The organism is Luteimonas sp. AC640a (assembly GCF_979256585.1).
In genome coordinates, this window is sequence record NZ_CEEDOV010000018.1 from 1 (window position 1) to 18,330 (window position 18,330).

15 protein-coding genes are annotated in these 18,330 nt (G+C 67.4%); 3 read left to right on the forward strand and 12 right to left on the reverse strand.

Annotated features, from left to right (window positions below; genetic code table 11):
- Nucleotides 1-240 precede the first annotated feature (240 nt).
- From ACZ9YD_RS13490 to ACZ9YD_RS13500, 3 genes are all read right to left on the reverse strand, one after another.
- Nucleotides 241-2,373: a putative bifunctional diguanylate cyclase/phosphodiesterase gene (locus ACZ9YD_RS13490; RefSeq protein ID WP_465075784.1), complete on the reverse strand. Its 2,133-nt coding sequence runs from the start codon at nucleotides 2,371-2,373 to the stop codon at nucleotides 241-243.
- Nucleotides 2,370-3,296 (reverse strand): phosphate/phosphite/phosphonate ABC transporter substrate-binding protein, encoded by a 927-nt coding sequence (locus ACZ9YD_RS13495; RefSeq protein WP_465075785.1) that lies wholly within the window; start codon nucleotides 3,294-3,296, stop codon nucleotides 2,370-2,372. Before ACZ9YD_RS13495 ends, ACZ9YD_RS13490 begins: the two co-directional genes overlap by 4 nt.
- A 71-nt stretch (nucleotides 3,297-3,367) precedes the next feature.
- Nucleotides 3,368-4,153, reverse strand: coding sequence for an RNA methyltransferase (locus tag ACZ9YD_RS13500; protein ID WP_465075786.1), 786 nt, complete (start codon nucleotides 4,151-4,153; stop codon nucleotides 3,368-3,370).
- 113 nt (nucleotides 4,154-4,266) lie between these two features.
- On the opposite strand from ACZ9YD_RS13500, the gene ACZ9YD_RS13505 reads away from it, so the two are divergent.
- Nucleotides 4,267-5,097, forward strand: a complete 831-nt coding sequence (locus ACZ9YD_RS13505) for an inositol monophosphatase family protein (RefSeq protein WP_465075787.1) — start codon at nucleotides 4,267-4,269, stop codon at nucleotides 5,095-5,097.
- A gap of 317 nt (nucleotides 5,098-5,414) precedes the next feature.
- On the opposite strand, the gene secF is transcribed toward ACZ9YD_RS13505, so the two are convergent.
- From secF to ACZ9YD_RS13535, 6 genes are all read right to left on the reverse strand, one after another.
- A complete protein-coding gene (gene secF / locus ACZ9YD_RS13510) occupies nucleotides 5,415-6,380 on the reverse strand; it encodes a protein translocase subunit SecF (protein ID WP_465075788.1) in 966 nt (321 codons plus the stop codon).
- Between the two features lie 15 nt (nucleotides 6,381-6,395).
- Nucleotides 6,396-8,279 (reverse strand): protein translocase subunit SecD, encoded by a 1,884-nt coding sequence (gene secD, locus ACZ9YD_RS13515; RefSeq protein WP_465075789.1) that lies wholly within the window; start codon nucleotides 8,277-8,279, stop codon nucleotides 6,396-6,398.
- Nucleotides 8,280-8,357: 78 nt separating this feature from the next.
- A complete protein-coding gene (gene yajC, locus ACZ9YD_RS13520) occupies nucleotides 8,358-8,696 on the reverse strand; it encodes a preprotein translocase subunit YajC (RefSeq protein ID WP_465076041.1) in 339 nt (112 codons plus the stop codon).
- Nucleotides 8,697-8,812: 116 nt separating this feature from the next.
- On the reverse strand, nucleotides 8,813-9,949 hold the full coding sequence (gene tgt / locus ACZ9YD_RS13525) for a tRNA guanosine(34) transglycosylase Tgt (protein ID WP_465075790.1): 1,137 nt from the start codon (nucleotides 9,947-9,949) through the stop codon (nucleotides 8,813-8,815).
- Nucleotides 9,950-10,048: 99 nt separating this feature from the next.
- A complete protein-coding gene (gene queA, locus ACZ9YD_RS13530; protein WP_465075791.1) occupies nucleotides 10,049-11,080 on the reverse strand; it encodes a tRNA preQ1(34) S-adenosylmethionine ribosyltransferase-isomerase QueA in 1,032 nt (343 codons plus the stop codon).
- 323 nt (nucleotides 11,081-11,403) lie between these two features.
- Entirely contained in the window at nucleotides 11,404-11,835 is a 432-nt protein-coding gene (locus ACZ9YD_RS13535) for an Lrp/AsnC family transcriptional regulator (protein ID WP_465075792.1), read from the reverse strand.
- Nucleotides 11,836-11,997: 162 nt separating this feature from the next.
- On the opposite strand from ACZ9YD_RS13535, the gene ACZ9YD_RS13540 reads away from it, so the two are divergent.
- Both ACZ9YD_RS13540 and ACZ9YD_RS13545 read left to right on the forward strand, forming a co-directional pair.
- Nucleotides 11,998-13,497 (forward strand): aminotransferase class III-fold pyridoxal phosphate-dependent enzyme, encoded by a 1,500-nt coding sequence (locus tag ACZ9YD_RS13540; RefSeq protein WP_465075793.1) that lies wholly within the window; start codon nucleotides 11,998-12,000, stop codon nucleotides 13,495-13,497.
- A gap of 219 nt (nucleotides 13,498-13,716) precedes the next feature.
- A complete protein-coding gene (locus ACZ9YD_RS13545) occupies nucleotides 13,717-15,066 on the forward strand; it encodes an amidohydrolase family protein (protein ID WP_465075794.1) in 1,350 nt (449 codons plus the stop codon).
- A gap of 71 nt (nucleotides 15,067-15,137) precedes the next feature.
- Here ACZ9YD_RS13545 and ACZ9YD_RS13550 read toward each other — a convergent pair whose 3' ends face one another.
- Genes ACZ9YD_RS13550 through ACZ9YD_RS13560 form a run of 3 tightly spaced genes read right to left on the reverse strand, consistent with a single transcriptional unit; the run spans nucleotide 15,138 to nucleotide 18,294 of the window.
- Entirely contained in the window at nucleotides 15,138-15,743 is a 606-nt protein-coding gene (locus tag ACZ9YD_RS13550) for an inorganic diphosphatase (RefSeq protein ID WP_465076042.1), read from the reverse strand.
- Nucleotides 15,743-17,146 carry a purple acid phosphatase family protein gene (locus tag ACZ9YD_RS13555; protein WP_465075795.1) on the reverse strand — a complete coding sequence of 468 codons (1,404 nt, stop codon included), beginning with the start codon at nucleotides 17,144-17,146 and terminating at the stop codon, nucleotides 15,743-15,745. The genes ACZ9YD_RS13550 and ACZ9YD_RS13555 overlap by 1 nt, the downstream gene beginning before the upstream one ends.
- On the reverse strand, nucleotides 17,143-18,294 hold the full coding sequence (locus ACZ9YD_RS13560; protein ID WP_465075796.1) for an NHL repeat-containing protein: 1,152 nt from the start codon (nucleotides 18,292-18,294) through the stop codon (nucleotides 17,143-17,145). Before ACZ9YD_RS13560 ends, ACZ9YD_RS13555 begins: the two co-directional genes overlap by 4 nt.
- Nucleotides 18,295-18,330: the final 36 nt, after the last annotated feature.

The window sequence follows — 18,330 nt, forward strand, 5'->3', positions numbered from 1 at the left end:
GGACGCGATCCGCCGCGATACAGCCGCGGCGGTCCCCTGCGCTTCTCGGTCGACGGGGCACGCAGCCCAAACTCGCTGCGCTCAGACATGGGCTGCTCTTCGACCCCGCCGCCCTGCGATGCTCGGCTCGTTCTACGGCTCGATTGAAGTCAAAAGCGGGAAGCAAAAGCAACAGCAACAGCAACAGCAACAGCAACGCTAGAGCTGAAGCGAAAAAAGCGAAGCAGAAGAAAGCCCCTTTCACCCCAACAGCGCATCGAACTCCCGCGCCGGCAGCGGATACCCGAGCCAATACCCTTGTCCCAGATCGCAACCGCGATCGCGCAGTACGTCGAACTGGCCTTCCTTCTCCACGCCTTCGGCGACGACCGTGATGCCGATCGAATGCGCCATTGAAATGATCGCGCTCGTCAGCGCGAGATCGTCGGGGTCACGCAGCACGTCGGCGACGAAGCTGCGGTCGATCTTGACGCCGTCCACCGGCACCCGCCGCAGATGACTGAGGCCGGAGAAGCCGGTACCAAAATCGTCGAGCCAGATCTTGACGCCGAGTGCGCGCAATGCGCTCAGGAGGTGACCGATGCGGGCTTCGTCACCGATCACCGCGGTCTCGGTGAGCTCCAGGTGCAGATGGCGCGCCGACAGGCCGGATTCGCGCAGCGCGGCCTCGACCTCGACGGCGAACGCCGCGCCACGCAACTGGCGTGGGGAGACGTTGACCGCGACGAACAGGTCGGCTGCGGCGGCATACCGCTGCTGCCATGCGCGCGCTTCGACGCAGGCGGCGTGCAGGACCTGCGGGCCGATCACATCGATCAGGCCGCTCTGCTCGGCGACGTCGACGAACACCGACGGCGGGACGTTGCCGAATTCCGGGTGGCGCCAGCGCAGCAGGGCTTCGACACCGACCAGCGCCTTGTCGACCATGCGGAACACCGGCTGGTAGGCCAGGCTCAGCTCACCGCGATCCCAGGCGCCGCGCAACTCCTGCTCCATGCGCATGCGGCGTTCGACCGCCTGGTCCATCGCCAGGCTGTAGAAGCGGTGGCAGTTCTTGCCGGCCAGCTTCGCCTGGTACATCGCGATGTCGCCGTTCTTGAGCAGCATCGCGGCGCTGGTCGCATCATCGGGAAACAGGGTGATGCCGATCGAGATGCCGAGAAACACGCGTCGGCCTTCGACTTCGATCGGGCGCGCGACCTCTTGCACCAGCCGTTCCGCCAGCTGTCCGGCAACAGTGCGCAGTTCGGCGGTGCCGGCTTCGGGCAGCTGCAACAGGACCACGAACTCGTCACCGCCAAAACGTGCCAGCAGCGCGTCGGCGACATCGAACTCGCGCACGGCGGCATCGATACGCGCGGTGAACTGGATTAACGCTTCGTCACCGGCGTCATGGCCCAGCGTGTCGTTGACGCGCTTGAAGTCGTCGACGTCGGCGAACAACAGCGCAAGTCGTCCGCCGGCTTCCTGCATGTCCAGCAGGCGCTGGTCGAGCGTCTCGCGCAGCGCCAGACGGTTGGCCAGTCCGGTCAGCGAATCGGTGTAGGCCATGCGCCGGATGTCGCGGTCGTGGCGCGCGATGCTGTCGCGCATGCGATCGAAGGCGCGGACCAGATCGCCGATCTCGTCCTCCCGCGCATCAGCCGGCACCACCACGTCGTAGTGTCCGGCCTCGATGCGCTGCGCGGCATCGGCCAGTCTGCGCACGGGGCGCACGAGGCGGCGCTGCAGCAGCGCCGCGACAAGGCCGCCCAGCGCCACCAGCACGATCAGCAGCAGGCCGACCGCAACGAGATGCCGCTGCGCGATCTCATCGAGACGCGTCTGCATGGTCGCGACCATGGCGTCCTCGTCCTGCTTCGCCGTCGCCAGCGAATAGCCGATACGCACGCCGCCCAGACGCTGGTCGCCGATCCGGATCGGCATCGACACATCAAGCAGCCGCCCGTCGCTCTGCATGTGCTGGCCGGTCGCGGCGACGACTTCCCGCGCGAACGGATCGTCCATGCGCTGACCGTAGCGTTCGATGTCGCGGCTGCCGTCGTGGACGATGTTGCCGTCGGCGTCATAGACGATCACATAGCTGACATCGGGTTGCCGCAACACATTGCCGACCACTGTGCCGATGGCTTCGAGATCGAAGTAATACAGCGGGTTGACCAGCGCCTCGGCAACCTGTGCCGACACCGCTTCACCGCGCAACAGCAGCCGTTGCGAAGCGAGTGCGTGCATGGAGCGCTGGCTCAGCGCGAGGATCTGCTTCTGCGCCTGGTTCTGTTGCTGCAGCACCAGTGCCACCGCGACCAGACCGGCCAGCACGGCGGCGCCGGCCAGCGCCAGGAACATGGCCTGCAGGCCGGTGCGCAGTTTCATTCGACGTCCGCCACGACGCGCAGGGCCCCCGCGCGCAGCGTGTCGAGTTCGGCGCGGGTGGTGGCGTCCATCGGCAGGAACGCGGTGGTGCGGAAGAACTCGCGCAGCGCATCTGCGGCGGCGGGATCCTGGCTGGCCTCGATCAGCACCTCGCGCAGACGCGCGGTCACGCGCGCGTCCAGATCGCCACGCACGATCTCGATCGCGCGCGGGAACGGCGCGCTCTCGCGGAAGATCACGAAGTCACGCTTGAACGACGGCGGTACCCGCCGGTCACTGTCCCAGTCGAGATTGCTCATCGCGCCGGCATCGACGAGGCGCTTGTGCACCCACGAGGACATGTTGAGTTCCGAGCGCGCGAACAGATAGCCGACCGAATCCGGTTCGGGCTGGTCGCGCGGCGACAGCAGGATTTCCAGTTTCATGCCGCGGGCGAGCAGCTCGGTCGCGGGCACGAAGTAGGCGCTGGTCGACTGCCGGTTCTGGAACACGATGCTGCGGCCGCGCAGATCGTCGAGTGACTGGATGCCGCTGTCGCGGCGCGCGAAATATACGGTGTGGTAGTGGCTGACGCCGTTGCGCTCGGTGAGCAGCAACGGCACCGCGCCGGCGCGCGCTTCGAGCAGGGTCGCGCCGCTGGCGGTCTCGGTGACCCAGTCCACGCGCCCGCGCCGCAGATAGCTCTGCATCTGCTGCACGTCGCGCGCCATCAGCACGCGGCCTTCGGTGATGCCGACATCGCCCATGCGCACGACCACGTAGTCGAGCAGCGGCTTGAGCTGCTCGTAGTGCGCCTGGGGATCGTCGCTGATGCGCCCCAGCACCAGCACGTTGCGCGGCTCGGCCGCCTGCGCCGGCAACAGCACTGCCAATACCAGCAGCACACCCGACAGGCACCTTCGAAGGAAGTGACGCGGGTCCAAGGCGATTCCGGGAGGCATGGGCGAAGCGGCAAGCCTAGCGGAAGCCATTCACCGGCAAAAGACGCCCCGACTCAGCCGTTACCGCGGTCGTGCGCCAGTCGGGCCATGCGCTGGGCATCGGCGAGAATCCCGCGCAGCAGGCGGACTTCCTTCTGGTCGAGTCCGGTGCGGACGAACAGCCGCCGCAGTTTGCGCATCGCCGACTCCGGCGCGCGTCCCTTGTGGAAATCGATGTCCTCGAGCGTGTCCGCGAGCTGGCCGAAGAACCCCTCCAGCTCGGCATGCGCGACCGCGTCGGGATTCGCAGGCGCGATCGCTGCGGGCGCCGCGTCGCCGCCCTCGCCCAGCAGCGCCAGCCGTACTTCGTAGCTCAGTACCTGCACGGCTGCGGCCAGGTTCAAGGAGCTGTAGTCCGGGTTGGCCGGGATGTGCACCGCCGCGTGACAAAGCTGCAACTCCTCGTTCTCCAGTCCGGTGCGCTCGCGGCCGAAGACCAGCGCCACCTCGCCACCGGATGCGGCTTCTGCGTACGCGGACGCGGCGGCATCGCGCGGTCGCAGCTCGCGCAACTGCACGCGGCGACTGCGCGCGGTGCAGCCGAGTACCAGCCGGCAATCGGCGACGGCCTCGGCCAGCGTCGGCACTTCGACCGCGGCGTTGAGCACGTCCTCGGCGCCGGCGGCCATCATGTCGGCCTCGTTGTGCGGGAACTTCTGCGGCGCCACCAGCACCAGCCGATGCAGACCCATCGTCTTGATGGCGCGGGCGGCGGAGCCGATGTTGCCGGGGTGCTGGGTGCCGACGAGCACGATGCGGATCCGGTTGGCGGACCCGTCCGCGATGGCGATGTCGGTCATGGACTCTGGATTCAGGGGCGCTTGCATGGCGCGAATGGTAAACTGCGCGCCCGGCCCAGCGTCGGCACTGCTCTTTTTCCCCTCGATCCTGCCCGCGCCCGGAGTCGTCCGCGATGCTTCAACCTGCTGTCAATGTCATGGTCAAGGCGGCGCGCGCCGGCGGTGGCGTCCTGTTGCGCAACATGCACAAGCTCGATGCGCTCAACGTCGTCGAGAAAGCGCGCCACGATTACGCGAGCGAGGTCGATGGCCTCGCCGAAGATGCGATCGTCAAGGAACTGCGTCGCGCCTATCCCGAGTACGCCGTGCTCGGCGAAGAGGGCGGCGCCAAGCCGGGCCGTGGCGGCCCGAGCCGTTACACCTGGGTCATCGATCCGCTCGACGGCACCAGCAACTATCTGCGTGGCCTGCCCCACTGGTGCGTGTCGATCGCGCTGGTCGAGGGCGGCGAGCCGCTGCACGCCGTGATCTTCGATCCGCTGCGCAACGAGCTGTTCACGGCCACGCGTGGCGCCGGCGCCCAGCTCAACGAGCGTCGTATCCGCGTGTCCGAACGCCGTGAACTGACCGGCGCGATGATCAGTACCGGCTTCGCCCCGCGCGAGCGCAAGCGCGTCGGCGCCCAACTGCGCGCGGTCGAGGCGCTGCTCGAATCGGCGGAGGACGTGCGCCGTACCGGTTCGGCCGCGCTGGATCTGGCCTACGTCGCCGCGGCCCGTACGGATGGCTATTTCGAAGCGGGCGTGCATCCCTGGGACATCGCCGCCGGCGTGCTGTTGGTCCGCGAGGCCGGCGGCCGTGTCAGCGATTTCAAGTGCGGCCCGGGTGGCCCCTTGCACGTGGCCTTCGCTGGTGGTCGTCAGGTCATTGCCGGCAACGTGCATATCGTCGCGCCGCTGCAGAAGACCCTGGTCGATTCGGGCTACGCGAAAGAATTCGCGTAAGCCGTCAGATCAGCTGGCTCGAAGGCCGCGCGCAAGCGCGGCCTTTTTTTGTTGTGGCGAGGAGGCACGGCTGCGCCGTTCGAGGATGTGGTGAGCGCAAGTGGCCTGCGCGCGCGGGTAAAAGGGCGCGTGGGCGCGGGTCCGCTTTCGGCAGCGCCCATCCCGCGCAAGCCTGCTCACACATCCGAGGTGGGCTTCGCTGTTCGCTCCCCATCCTGCGCCTGCGTCCTGCGGCAGCCGGCCACAAAGAAGCCGCGCAATGCGCGGCTTCTTTAGTGCGACTGACCGGCCCGCCACGCGGGCCGTCCGTCCCTCGATCAGGGGCGACGCGCCAGCGCTTCCTCGTCCTTCGCCTTCGGCAGCAGGTCCTGCTTCGTCACCCGCAGCACGCCATAGGTCAGCAACGGACACGCGATCAGTACCGAAGACAGTGTGGCCACCACCGCGCCGATCATCTGCGTCAGCGCCAGGCCCTCGAGCGAACCACCGCCGTACAGGAACAGCGCGAACACGGACAGGAAGAACACCAGCGAGGTGATGATGGTGCGCGACAGCGTCTGGTTGATCGACCGGTTGAACACCTCGAGCGGATCCGCGCGCATGCCGCGGAAGTTTTCGCGCACGCGGTCGAAGACCACGATGGTGTCGTTGATCGAGAAGCCCATCACCGACAGCAGACCCGCCAGCACGGTCAGATCGAACTCACGCCCGGTGAGCGCGAACACACCGGCCACCACGAGCACGTCGAACAGTGTGCTGAGGCTGGCGACCACCGCGAATTTCCATTCGAAGCGGAAGCTGATGTAAAGCAGGAAGCCCACCAGCACGAAGATGGCGGCATAGATCGCGTTCTTGCGCAGGTCGCCACTGACCTGGGAGCCGATCGACTCCGTGCTCAGGATCTGGCCCGGGTTGGCCGGTGTCGATGCCGCTTCGAGCACGTGCTGCGCAAGCTCGGCGTTGTCTTCGATATGCGCAATGTCCTCAGCCGCACGCACCCGGATCAGCAGATCGTTGCCGCTGCCGAAGGTCTGCACCTGGGCGTTCTCGATCTCGGCCGCTTCGAGCCGGTCGCGCACTTCGTCGACACTGACCGGCTGGGCGAAGCGGACATTCACCGCGGTACCGCCGGTGAAGTCGAGCGCGAAATTGAAGCCCTTCAGGCCGATCACCGCGAGCGAGCCCACGAAGACCAGCGCCGCGAGAGCAATGAAGATATGACGGAACCGCATGAAATCGATGCGGGTGTTCGCCGGTACCAGGGTCAACGGGAAAATATTCATGTTCGGGGTCTCCCGTCAGATCGCCAAGGACTTGAGCTTCTTGCGCGGCGCATAGATCAGCGTGACCAGCGCGCGCGACACCACGATGGCGGTGAACATCGAAGCGACGATGCCGATCACCAGCGTGACCGCGAAGCCCTGCAGCGGGCCGGTGCCGAAGGCGTACAACGCAATGCCCGCGATCATGCCGGTGAGGTTGGAGTCGAGAATGGTGTCCGACGCTTTTTCGTAACCGGTCACGATCGCCGCCTTGGGCGGCATGCCGGCCCTGAGCTCCTCGCGGATGCGCTCGTTGATCAGCACGTTGGCGTCGACCGACAGGCCGATCGACAGCGCCAGACCGGCGAAGCCGGGCAGCGACATCGTGGCGCCGAACAGCGACATCACCGCAACGACGATCAGGATGTTCATCACCAGCGCCAGGCAGGTGACGATGCCGAACATGCGGTAATACAGCATGAAGAACACAAGGGTGAACAAGAAGGCGTAGAGCACCGCCGTCAGGCCGCGCTCGACGTTCTCCGCGCCCAGGCTCGGACCGACCACGCGTTCCTCGACGAAATCCATCGGCGCGGCCAGCGCACCAGCTTTGAGCTGGCGGGCCAGATCGTTGGACTCTTCGCGGCTCAGTCCGGTGGTCTGGAATTCGCGGCCGAACACACCCCGGATCGTCGACGAGCTGATCACGCGCTCGACCGAACGCGCCGAGCGCACTTCCTCACCATCGACGATGCGCACGGTCGGAATACGTTCGACGTAGACGATGCCCAGGCGCTGACCCACGTTCTGCAGCGTGTGATCGAGCATGCGCTTGCCACCGGCGCTGTTGAGCGTGATGCCCACGGCCGGAGTGCCGGTCTGCGAATCGGTCTGCGGGTTGGCGTTGATCAGCTGATCGCCCGACACCAGGATGCGGCGCGACAGCAGCAGCGGACGATCGTTCTCGTCGTAATAGATGCGCGAGTCGGCAGGCACGTTGCCCGATGCGACCGCAGCCGCGGCCTGGTTCTCGTCGCCGGTGACGGCGCGGAATTCGAGCGTCGCGGTCGCACCGATCAGGCGCTTGGCCTCGGCAGTGTCCTGCAGGCCGGGCAGCTGGATCACCAGACGGTCGTCGCCCTGGCGCTGCAGCACCGGCTCGGAGACGCCGATCGAGTTGATGCGGTTGGAGATCACGGTGCGGTTCTGCTCGACCGCGTCGCTGGCGATGCGCGCGATCTCGCCCTGCGACAGGCGCACGGTCAGACGGTTGCCATCGGCGGTGATCTGCGGGCCGCTGGCGCCGACCGCCTGGCCGGAGGTACCGGCGAGGCTGGTGGCGATCTGGGTGCGCGCAGCACCGACGTCCGCACCCTCGGTCAGCACGACACCGATGCTGTTGTCGTTACGGCGCTCGACGCTGGAGTAGCCGATGCGCGCATCGCGCAGCACGGTGCGGATGCCGTCGGCGTAACCCTCGACGCGCTTCTGCAGCGCCGCGGCCTGGTCGACCTGCATCACGAAGTGCACGCCACCCTGCAGGTCCAGACCCAGCGACATCGGGTTGGCGCCGAGGTTGGACAGCCAGTCCGGCACGGTCGATGCGAGATTCAGCGCCACCGAATAGTTGTCGCCCAGCGCGCCACGCAGCGTGTCCGACGTGAGGGTCTGCGCGTCCGAGTCCGCCAGGCGGATCAGTACGTGGTCCTCGTCCATCTCCACGCCGATCGGCGCGACACCCGCCTTCGCCAGGAGTTCGTCGACCTGCTGGCGCAACGCGGCATCGATCCGCGCCTCGCTGGTGCTCGGAGTGATCTGCACCGACGGATTCTTCTGGTAGACATTGGGCAGCGCATACAGCGCAGCCACCACCAGGACCAGCAGGATCAGGACGTATTTCCAGCGCGGGAATTCAAGCATTGCCTTGCCTCGGACGCCGCACGGGGGCGGCGCCTGGAGAGATGACGGAACCGGCGATCAGCGATCGACGATCGTGGATCAGGTGGACTTCAGCGTGCCCTTGGGCAGCACGTTGCCGACCGCGCCCTTCTGCACGCGGATTTCAACGCGCTCGGCGATTTCGATGGTCAGGAAGCTGTCGCCGATGTTGCGCACGATGCCGGCGATGCCGCCGTTGGTGATGACTTCGTCTCCGACCGACAGCTTCTCGAGCATCGCGCGGTGTTCCTTGGTGCGCTTCATCTGCGGGCGGATCATCAGGAAGTACATGATGCCGATCAGGATGATCGGGAAGGCCAGCGTCGACAGCATGCTCGGGCCGGCACCAGCGCCGGCAGCGGCGTGGGCGGGGGCAATCACAAGGTCCAGCAGATTCATCAGGGCATCCATGGGTCGAAAACAGACAGCGGGCGATTATGACACGGCCGGGCGCAGGCGCAGGCCGGGCAGCGGGTGAATGGGCAGTGGCGGGTCCGGGGCACCCCCGGGGCGGCTCAGCCGCCCGGATTCCCCGTCCGGGCGCTGTAGAAAGACTTCCGGAACGCGGCAAAGGTTCCCGCGGCAATCGCGGCGCGCATGTCGGCCATGAGCCGCTGGTAATACCAGAGATTGTGCAGGGTGCCGAGCATCGGGCCGAGCATCTCGCCGCAGCGGTCGAGGTGCCGCAGATACGCACGGGTGAAACCGCCGCTGCAGGCTTCACAGCCGCAGCCCTCTTCGATCGGCCGCAGGTCTTTCTCGAACTTCGCGTTGCGGATGCGGATCACGCCGGTCGAAGTGAAGAAGTGCCCGTTGCGCGCATTGCGGGTCGGCATCACGCAGTCGAACATGTCGACGCCGCGCGCCACGGCTTCGACCAGATCCTCCGGACGACCGACGCCCATCAGGTAGCGCGGGCGGTCTTCCGGCAGCTGCGGCGCGGTGTGCTCGAGCATCGCGTTGCGCTCGTCCTCGGTCTCACCGACCGCGAGGCCGCCGATCGCGTAGCCGTCGAAGCCGATGTCCTTCAGACCCTCGGCCGAACGCGTGCGCAGCTCGTGGTGCACGCCGCCCTGCACGATACCGAACAGTGCGGCGTCGTTGCCCTCGTGCGCGCGCTTCGAACGCCCGGCCCAGCGCAGCGACAGTTCCATCGATTTCTCGATCACACGCGGATGCACCGGCTTGCCGTCGATCTGCACCGGCGGGCACTCGTCGAAGATCATCACGATGTCCGAATCGAGCACCTTCTGGATGCGCATGCTTTCCTCGGGCCCGAGGAACACCTTCGCGCCATCGGTCGGCGCCGCGAACGTGACGCCCTCTTCGGTGATCTTGCGCTTGTGCGCCAGTGAGAAGACCTGGAAACCACCGGAATCGGTGAGAATCGGCTTGTCCCAACGCGCGAAACCGTGCAAGCCGCCATGCGCCTCGATGACGTCGAGGCCCGGGCGCAGATACAGATGAAAGGTGTTCCCGAGGATGATCTCCGCGCCCAGCGCACGCACCTGCTCCGGCAGCGCGCCCTTGACCGTGCCGTAGGTGCCTACGGGCATGAAGGCCGGCGTTTCGATGGTGCCGCGCGGAAACGTCAGGCGTCCGCGGCGCGCGACGCCATCGGTGGTGATCAGCTCGAATTGCAGTCGGGACATTGAGTAGCCGGGAGTCGTGAATCGTGAATCGAGAGCGCGGGTTGGCGAAGACGAGGTGCAGATGGCCGTGACCCGCTGTCGCCGATCACGAATCAAACATCACGAATCTCCGCTCCACAGCAACATCGCGTCGCCATAGGAGAAGAACCGGTATTCCGCCTGCACCGCATGGTCGTAGGCAGCGAAGACGCGGTCCTTGCCGGCGAACGCCGAGACCAGCATCAGCAGCGTGGACTCGGACAGGTGGAAGTTGGTCACCATCGCATCGACGCTGCGGATGCGGTACCCGGGGAAAATGAAGATCTGCGTCTCGCCAGCGAACGGATGCAGCTCGCCCTCGACACTGGCGCTCTCCAGCGCACGCACGACGGTCGTGCCGACGGCGATCACGCGACCGCCCGCCTCTCTTGTGCGGCGGATCTGCGCGACGAGTTCGGCGCCGACGTTGAGCCACTCGCTGTGCATGCGGTGCTCGCGGACGTCCTCGACCCGCATCGGCAGAAACGTGCCGGCGCCCACGTGCAGGGTGACGTGGCCGAAATCGACGCCGCGCTCGCGCAGGCGCGTCAGCAGCGCATCGTCGAAATGCAGGCCGGCCGTGGGCGCCGCGACCGCGCCGACTTCACGCGCGAACACGGTCTGGTAGCGCTCGGCATCGTCCTGACCCGGCTCACGCCGGATGTAGGGCGGCAACGGCATGCGCCCGGCCTTGAGCAGCCAGGATTCCAGCGTGTCGTCGAGCTCGAAACGCAGGTGATAGAAGCCCTCGTCGCGCGACAGCACCTCGGCGCTGCCGCCGCCATCAAGCTGGATCCGTCCGCCCGGTTTGGGCGACTTGCTGGCGCCGATCTGCGCCCGCGCCTCGTTGCCGGGCAGCAGCCGCTCGATCAGGATTTCCACCCGTCCGCCGCTGTCCTTCTGCCCGAACAACCGCGCTGGGATGACCCGGGTGTCATTGAAGATCAGCAGATCGCCCGGCTGCAGGAGGTCCGGCAGATCGCGGACCTGCCGGTCCTCGAACGCATCAACACCCTGCGGCACGACCAGCAGCCGGCTCGCCGAGCGCTCGGCCAGCGGCGCCTGGGCGATCAAGGCCTCGGGCAGGTCGAAATGGAAGTCGGACTTCTTCAAGGGATCGGCGGGGGAATGCGGGGGAGACATTGTAATGAAGGTAGGCAACGAGGTCGGCGGGGCGAAGCTTGAGCCCCTCTCCCTTTGGGGTGAAGAGAGACGTTTGCGAGCCACTGGCTCGCGTGTCGATGAACGCCCTCGCGGCGAAGCGAGGGCTGGGGCGCGAAGCGGGGGTTGGGGTGAGGGTGCTTTTCGCTCCGGATCGAAAAGCGCAGCGCTTCGGGAAAGCCCGAACCCTCACCCCACCATCGGCATCCGCCGATGGTCCTCCCCTCTCCCCGAGGGAGAGGGGCCAACGCGTCTTCCGCAAGCGGAAGACAGATTCATCTCTCGAACTTCGTCGACAGGATGATCGATGACGTCGTCCGCTCGACACCTTCGATAAAGCCGATGCGATCGGTCAGTTCGTCCATGTCGGCCACCGTCGGCACCACGCCCAGCGCGATCAGGTCGTAGGGGCCGCTGACCGAATGCAGCGCGCGCACCGCATCGATCGCCCGCAGGGCCGTGACCACCGGCGTGGTTTGCCGCGGGCGCACGGTGATCATGATCTGCGCGCGGATATGGCCCTGCTCGAAATCGTCGCGCACGCGAACGGTGTACCCGCTGATCACACCTTCGCGCTCCAGCCGTTCGATGCGGCTCTGCACCGTGGTCCGCGACAGGCCCAGCCGGCGCGCGATTTCCGCGGTCGACAGGCGCGCGTTCTCGCGCAGCAGCATCAGCAGGCGGACATCGGCGGATTCAGTGGACATGGGCGCAGGCACGGTTCGGCGATCTGCCGAAATTCTACGATTCCTTCGGCGTTCCGTCGCTTCCGTTCGACGGAATCGTCCAGATAATGGAGAGAGCGCCGGCGCCGCTCGATCGAAAACGCGTGCTGCCGGCCCTCCCCGACGTCCCAAGGAGTGATTCGCATGTCCGTGATCCAGATCCTCGCCCCGCTGCGCGCCCACGGCGGCACGCGCCGCACCACCGGTCTGCCGGACGCTGTGCTCGAACGCTTTGCCGCGACGCATCCGGAACTTCTCGAAGCCGCGCAGGCTGCTGCCGATGCGCACGCCGCGTTGAAGCAGGACTTCGCCGATCTGCTCGACATGGACGAAGACGCGCAGGCGCGCGCTGTGCAGGCGGGCTACGTGAACTTCTATCCCGCCGACGGCGTGAATCCCTATGTCGCGCTGACCGCGCGGGGCCCGTGGATCGTCACGCTCAAGGGCGCGGTGCTGCACGACTCGGGCGGCTACGGCATGCTCGGTTTCGGCCATACGCCGAAGGCCGTGATTGCTGCGATGGCGCAGCCGGTGTCGATGGCCAACATCATGACGCCGAGTCTGTCGCAGCTGAAACTCGACCGCGCCCTGCGCCGCGAGATCGGCCACAGCCGCGATGGCGGCTGTCCCTACAGCCACTTCCTGTGCCTGAACTCCGGTTCGGAATCGGTCGGTCTGGCCGCGCGCATCGCCGACATCAACACCCGCACGCAGACCGATCCGGGTGGCCGTCACGCCGGCCGCACGATCAAGCGCGTTGTCGTGAAGGGCAGTTTCCATGGCCGCACCGAGCGTCCGGCGCTGTATTCGGATTCCTCGCGCGCCGCCTACATGAAGTATCTGGCGAGCTACCGCAACGAGGATTCGCTGATCACCGTGCCGCCGTATGACGTCGAGGCACTGCGCAAGGTGTTCGCCGACGCCGACGCCAATGGCTGGTTTATCGAAGCCGTGTTCCTCGAACCCGTGATGGGCGAAGGCGACCCGGGCCGGGCGTTGCCGCCGGCGTTCTACGCCGCGGCACGTGAACTCACCAAGGCGCATGACAGCCTGTTGCTGGTCGATTCGATCCAGGCCGGGCTGCGTGCCCACGGCGTGCTCTCGGTCGTCGACTATCCGGGCTTCGAAGGTCTCGAGGCGCCGGACATGGAGACGTATTCCAAGGCGCTCAACGCCGGCCAGTACCCGCTGTCGGTGCTCGCGGTGACCACGCGTGCCGCCGAGATGTACAAGAGCGGCGTCTACGGCAACACCATGACCGCCAATCCGCGCGCGCTTGAAGTCGCCTGCGCGGTGCTTGCGCAGCTCACGCCCGAGGTGCGCAGCAATATCCGCGACGCCGGCCGAAAGTCGGTCGAGGCCTTGGAAGCGCTGAAGGCAGAACTCGGCGGACTGATCACCAAGGTCCAGGGCACCGGCCTGCTGTTCTCCTGCGAACTCGCGCCGCAGTTCAAGTGTTACGGCGCCGGCTCGACCGAGGAATGGCTCCGCGAACAGGGCGTCGGCGTGATCCACGGCGGCGCGAACTCGCTGCGCTTCACCCCGCACTTCAACATCGGCGACGACGAGATCGCACTGCTGGTGTCGATGGTCGGCAAGGCACTGCGCGAAGGTCCGCGCCAGGCGAACGCCGCCGCGGCCTGATAAGGTCTGCGACCCGCGCGGGAGGCATCGGTCTGCGTCCGCCCGGGCGCAGACGCGGTACCCACGCCGGAGGATGTGCCTGGAAGACGTGCACCGTCGCCATCGATCCGCGCGCTTTCCGACAGCGTGGTGATCATGATTCGACGTTCCGCCCTGCTCGCACTTCCGTGCGCGGCACTTCTCCTGTCTGCCTGCAGCGGCCTGCCGCCGGCACAGGCCATGGCGTCACCTGCCGATGCCGTTCTGCTCGGCCGCCTGTTCGACGCCCGCTCCGGCGCTGTGATCGAGCGTGGTGTGGTGGTGATCGCTGGTGAGCGCGTGCGCTGCGCTGGCGAGCGCGAGACCTGCGCCTGGGACGAGGCGACTGCGCAGCACGATTACGGCGATGCGCTGCTGCTGCCAGGCTTGATCGACCTGCACGTCCACGCGCGTCCACATTTCATCGGCGCTTTTGTGCCCGCGGGCGTCACCACGCTCCGCGATGCCGGCAACACACTCGACATGCTGGCTGTCATGCGCGCGACGCCGGGCGCGCCCCGCCTGCTTGCGACTGGCCCGCTGCTCGACGGGCCAATCAGCGTGCTGACGCCCCAGGGGCCGGCACCGTTCGATGCCGCGACGCTCGGCGGCCAGCCGGCGATCACGCTGGCATCGCCTGCCGATGCGGACACCGTCATCGACGCGCTCGCCGAAGCCGGCGTGGACTGGATCAAGCTCTACGAACAGTTGCCGTCCGAGGTCTTCGACGCCGCGGTGCAGGCCGCCGCTCGCCACGACCTGCGGGTGATGGCCGATCTCGGCACCGTGCTGACACGTGGCCTGAGCGGTGCGCATGTCGACGCCCGTCAGGCCGCAGCCTCGGGCGTGGCCACGCTGGAACATCTCGGCGGGGCCGCGCTGGCCTACGAGCGATTGGGCGGCGATCCGAATGCCGCGACGCTGGATCCGGCGCTGCTCGACCGCATCGTCGCCGACCTGGCGCAATCGGGCGTCGCCGTGGTGCCGACAACGGCCAACGGCCTGCAGTTCTCATCGCCCGACAGCCTGGCACGCGACGATCTGCCGGGCGCGGAACGCATGGCCGCCGACTTCGCCGGTTACTGGTCGTACCTGTCCGAAGTGGTCGACGACCCCGGCGTGCAGGCGCGTACGCACAGCGACCAGAGCCTGATGCGGGCGGTGCTGCCGCGCCTGCTGGCCGCGGGTGTCCGCGTCGGTGCAGGTTCCGATCTGCCCGCAGCGCCCTACATGCTGCCCGGCCCCGCCCTGCACCAGGAGCTCGATGCGCTGGTCCAGACCGGACTGACGCCGGTACAGGCGCTGCAGGCAGCGACCCACGTCGCCGCCGACATCCTGGGCAAGCCCGATCTCGGCCGGCTCGAAGCCGGTGCACGCGCCGACATCCTCGTCGTTACCGGGGATCCGCTGACCGACATCCGCGCGACGCGGACGGTCCACGCGGTATGGACCAATGGCACGCCGGTGGATCTCGCGCAGGCGTGGAATGCGGTCGACACCGCTTTGCGTGCCGCGCGGGAGGCCCAGACGGCTGAAGCCGCCGAGGGCTGAGGGTATCCCGCGTGGGCAGCAACACCGCCCAGCACGCGCGGTGGCGCTGAGGGTGCGACGCGTGGATTCGATCAGCGCGTCGCACCGGCGATCGCATCGCGGATCAGCGCGCGCGCTTCGTCCACACCGCCCCAGCCCCGCAATTCCACGCGCTTGCTGCCGGCCGGCAGATCCTTGTAGACGCGGAAGAACGCTTCGATGCGCTCGCGCTCCATCGCGGGCAGATCGTCGATCGTGCGGATGCCGGCATACGTGGGATCCACGTCGTCGGCCGGCACACCGATGATCTTCTCGTCGGCATCGCCGCCGTCGATCATCCGCAGCACGCCCAGCGGACGGAAGCGGATCAGCACGCCCGGATACAGCGGAGTGCGGGTCAGCACCAGCGCGTCGAGCGGATCGCCGTCGCCTGCATGCGTACCGGGCATCGAACCGTAGTTCGCCGGGTAGGCCATCGGCATCGACAGGAAACGGTCGACGAAGATCCTGCCTTCCGCATCGCTCTCGTACTTGGTGAAACCGCCGGCCGGAATCTCGACCAGCAGCACGGCTTGATCCGGCGCGTTCGCCGGCTGGCGATCGTGCGCAGGCGGTGTCGCTGCGTGCGCCGCGAGCGGCGTCACGCAAGCGAGTACAGCGGCGAGCACCGGTGCAGAAAGGCGAGTACGCACGCGGATCACTCCCAGCACCTGTCGGCCCGACCCTTGAGGGTTTCCGCACGATCGCAGTTGCGCGGCGCGATGCGGCCTTCGGTGATCTCGCGCAGCGTGCGCGTCTCCGGCGTCGCACCGCGGATCTCGAACGCGTCATAGAGACGGCCGGTGGCGGTGCGCGATTCGTAGTGCAGCGTGTCGCCGTCGAGGCGGATCACCTGGAACAGCTGGGTGTCCTCGGCGGTCGGCGCCATGTCGAGGCGGGCGCCGTCCGACAGGCGGTACTGCTTCGCGCCGACCACCGACACGAGGTACTGCGGTGTCGCGCGCTTCGCGTCTTCGCCGGGGCGACGCCCGTAGACGTGGTCGTGGCCCTGCAATACCAGATCGACGCGCCGCCGCTCGAGCACCGGCAACACGTGATCACGCAACGCGACGTTGTCGCGATCCTGGCGCGGCGAATACATCGGCTGGTGGATCAGCGCGATCGACCACGGATGCGGGTTTGCAGCCAGCGTGCGATCGAGCCACGCGGCCTGCGCCTCGGCCGTGCCGAGATCGAGCGCGGACGTGCCGTCGAGCACCACCACGCGCACGCCCTGGTAGTCGAACCAGTAGCTGGTCTGCTCCGCGCCAGGCGCGCCATTGGCCGGCAATGCGAACGTGCGCGGCCAGTGACCGCCGAGCACGCGACGCTCCTGCGGGGTGTCCTCGAATTCTTCCCAGTACTCGTGATTGCCCGGTGCCGGCGCGTTGACGACCATCGTCGCCAGCGGGCCGACCGCGTCGAACCACTCGCCCCACTCGTTGTCGTCTTCGCCGTCGCCGCCGCTGACCAGATCGCCAGCAAACAGGGCGAGCTTTGCGTCGGGCGCATGCCGGTGCGCTTCGCGCAGCACGCGCGTGCTCAAGCTGGCGTTCTTGTTCTGGGTGTCGCCGAAGTACAGCAGTGTCAGCGGTGCGTCGGTCGCGGCCGCGGTGCGCGTCTGCATCCATGGGCTCCAGGTGCCGCCGCCCTGCACGCGCCAGGCGTACAGCGTATCGGGCTGCAGACCATCGACCTCCGCGCGATGGAACTGCGCTACGCCGTTCTCACCATCGAGCGAGGTGCTGCGCGCGGCGACGCGACGACGTTCGCCCATGTCAGGTGAATCGCCGGCGATGACGATCTCCAGTACCGGCGCATCGACCGACGCAGCCGTGCGCCACGACACGCCGAAACCCGTCGATGCATCCTGCGCAGGCGACGCGACGATGCGGTCGGGAAATACGCTTGGCGCATAGCGCATCACGCCTTTGGGGACCAGCGTGTTGGGCTCCACGTCCGTCTGCACCGCGCGATCGGCGGCGGCGCTGCCGGCCGTCAGCAGCAATGCCAGACCGAGTGCCAACGGATGCGCGGCGAGGCGCAGGCCGTGCGCCCTCATGCCCCGCGCCCGCAGGCCGGCAGCCCGGCAGCCCGTGCGATCTGCGTCCAATCGAACGCGACCACGCCCTGGTCGTCATGCACCGCGTACAGCACGCCATCGGGGAAGCGCGGCGTCGCGACATCGTGCAGCCAGATACCGTCGGTATTGGCGACCATGCGCCCGGTCACCGCGCCGGCATGCGCCAGGGTCTTGCGGTCGAACAGGTGGAACACCGTCCGCCCCTTGCCCTGCTCAGTGGTGATCCACCAGCCGCTGCCACCTGCACAGGTCTTCAACATGATGCCTTCGGCCTGGGCACCGAACACGTCGCGGCCGATGGTCCGGCCCGCGAAGCGTCCTTCGAGGTCGTAAACCTTCAACTCGTTGGCGTAGGTTTCATCCTCTTCGGCGATCAGCAGGCGATCGTTGTCGGCGTCGCCCCAGATCGACTCGACGACGCGCAGCGCACCCTCGGCCGACGCATCGCCGAAGGTGCCGAGCGTCTCGACTGCAAAGCCGTCACCATCGGCGCGCATCGCATAGCGGTGCACACGACGGTCGAGCCGGTCGAGCGACGGCAGGATGTCGTCACCGTTGGCGTCTTCGCCGTCGTCGTAGGAATCGGTGACATAGAGCGTGTAGCCGTCGTCGACCTTGCGCACCCACAGGCCATAGGGCTTGACCAGATCGTCCGCGCCGAAGGTCGCGACATGCGAGAACGCCGGCAGGCGCAGCACCTGCACGCGGTGGTTGTCGCGCTCGACGACGAACAGCAGGTCGTCGATGACCGCGACGCCATTGGGACGGTCGAACTGTCCCTCGCCGGTGCCGAGCGTGCCGACGTCGCGCAGGGTTTCGCCGGTGGCGCCGTCGTAGATCACCAGGCGATCGGTCGCCTTCGCGGTGGCGATGACCCAGGTCGCACCATCGGGCGCAGTCCATGCGGCCGGAGAGTCGATGTTGTCATCGGGTGTCAGCGCGGTCACCAAGGCCTCCTCCACAACCGGCGGGTCCGCAGCCGTAGTGGCAGGTGCAGTTGTGTCGACAGGTGCATCGGATGGCGCGGCGACGGGCGCGTCAGGCGCCTGTCCGCACGCAGCCAGCGTGATGGCCATCGCCAGTGCGCAGCTGCGCAGGCCGATAATGGAAATGGATGCTTGTTGCATGCGGGGGAACCTCGTTCAGAACCGGCGGCACGCAGG

What these genes read in the sequence shown, in the direction of transcription:
- secD (WP_465075789.1), bottom strand. Translation starts at nt 8,279, where the DNA reads ATGCTTGAATTCCCGCGCTGGAAATACGTCCTGATCCTGCTGGTCCTG.
- ACZ9YD_RS13545 (WP_465075794.1), top strand. Translation starts at nt 13,717, where the DNA reads ATGGCGTCACCTGCCGATGCCGTTCTGCTCGGCCGCCTGTTCGACGCC.
- secF (WP_465075788.1), bottom strand. Translation starts at nt 6,380, where the DNA reads ATGAATATTTTCCCGTTGACCCTGGTACCGGCGAACACCCGCATCGAT.
- ACZ9YD_RS13505 (WP_465075787.1), top strand. Translation starts at nt 4,267, where the DNA reads ATGCTTCAACCTGCTGTCAATGTCATGGTCAAGGCGGCGCGCGCCGGC.
- ACZ9YD_RS13535 (WP_465075792.1), bottom strand. Translation starts at nt 11,835, where the DNA reads ATGTCCACTGAATCCGCCGATGTCCGCCTGCTGATGCTGCTGCGCGAG.
- ACZ9YD_RS13500 (WP_465075786.1), bottom strand. Translation starts at nt 4,153, where the DNA reads ATGACCGACATCGCCATCGCGGACGGGTCCGCCAACCGGATCCGCATC.
- ACZ9YD_RS13555 (WP_465075795.1), bottom strand. Translation starts at nt 17,146, where the DNA reads ATGAGGGCGCACGGCCTGCGCCTCGCCGCGCATCCGTTGGCACTCGGT.
- ACZ9YD_RS13560 (WP_465075796.1), bottom strand. Translation starts at nt 18,294, where the DNA reads ATGCAACAAGCATCCATTTCCATTATCGGCCTGCGCAGCTGCGCACTG.
- yajC (WP_465076041.1), bottom strand. Translation starts at nt 8,696, where the DNA reads ATGAATCTGCTGGACCTTGTGATTGCCCCCGCCCACGCCGCTGCCGGC.
- tgt (WP_465075790.1), bottom strand. Translation starts at nt 9,949, where the DNA reads ATGTCCCGACTGCAATTCGAGCTGATCACCACCGATGGCGTCGCGCGC.
- ACZ9YD_RS13490 (WP_465075784.1), bottom strand. Translation starts at nt 2,373, where the DNA reads ATGAAACTGCGCACCGGCCTGCAGGCCATGTTCCTGGCGCTGGCCGGC.
- ACZ9YD_RS13540 (WP_465075793.1), top strand. Translation starts at nt 11,998, where the DNA reads ATGTCCGTGATCCAGATCCTCGCCCCGCTGCGCGCCCACGGCGGCACG.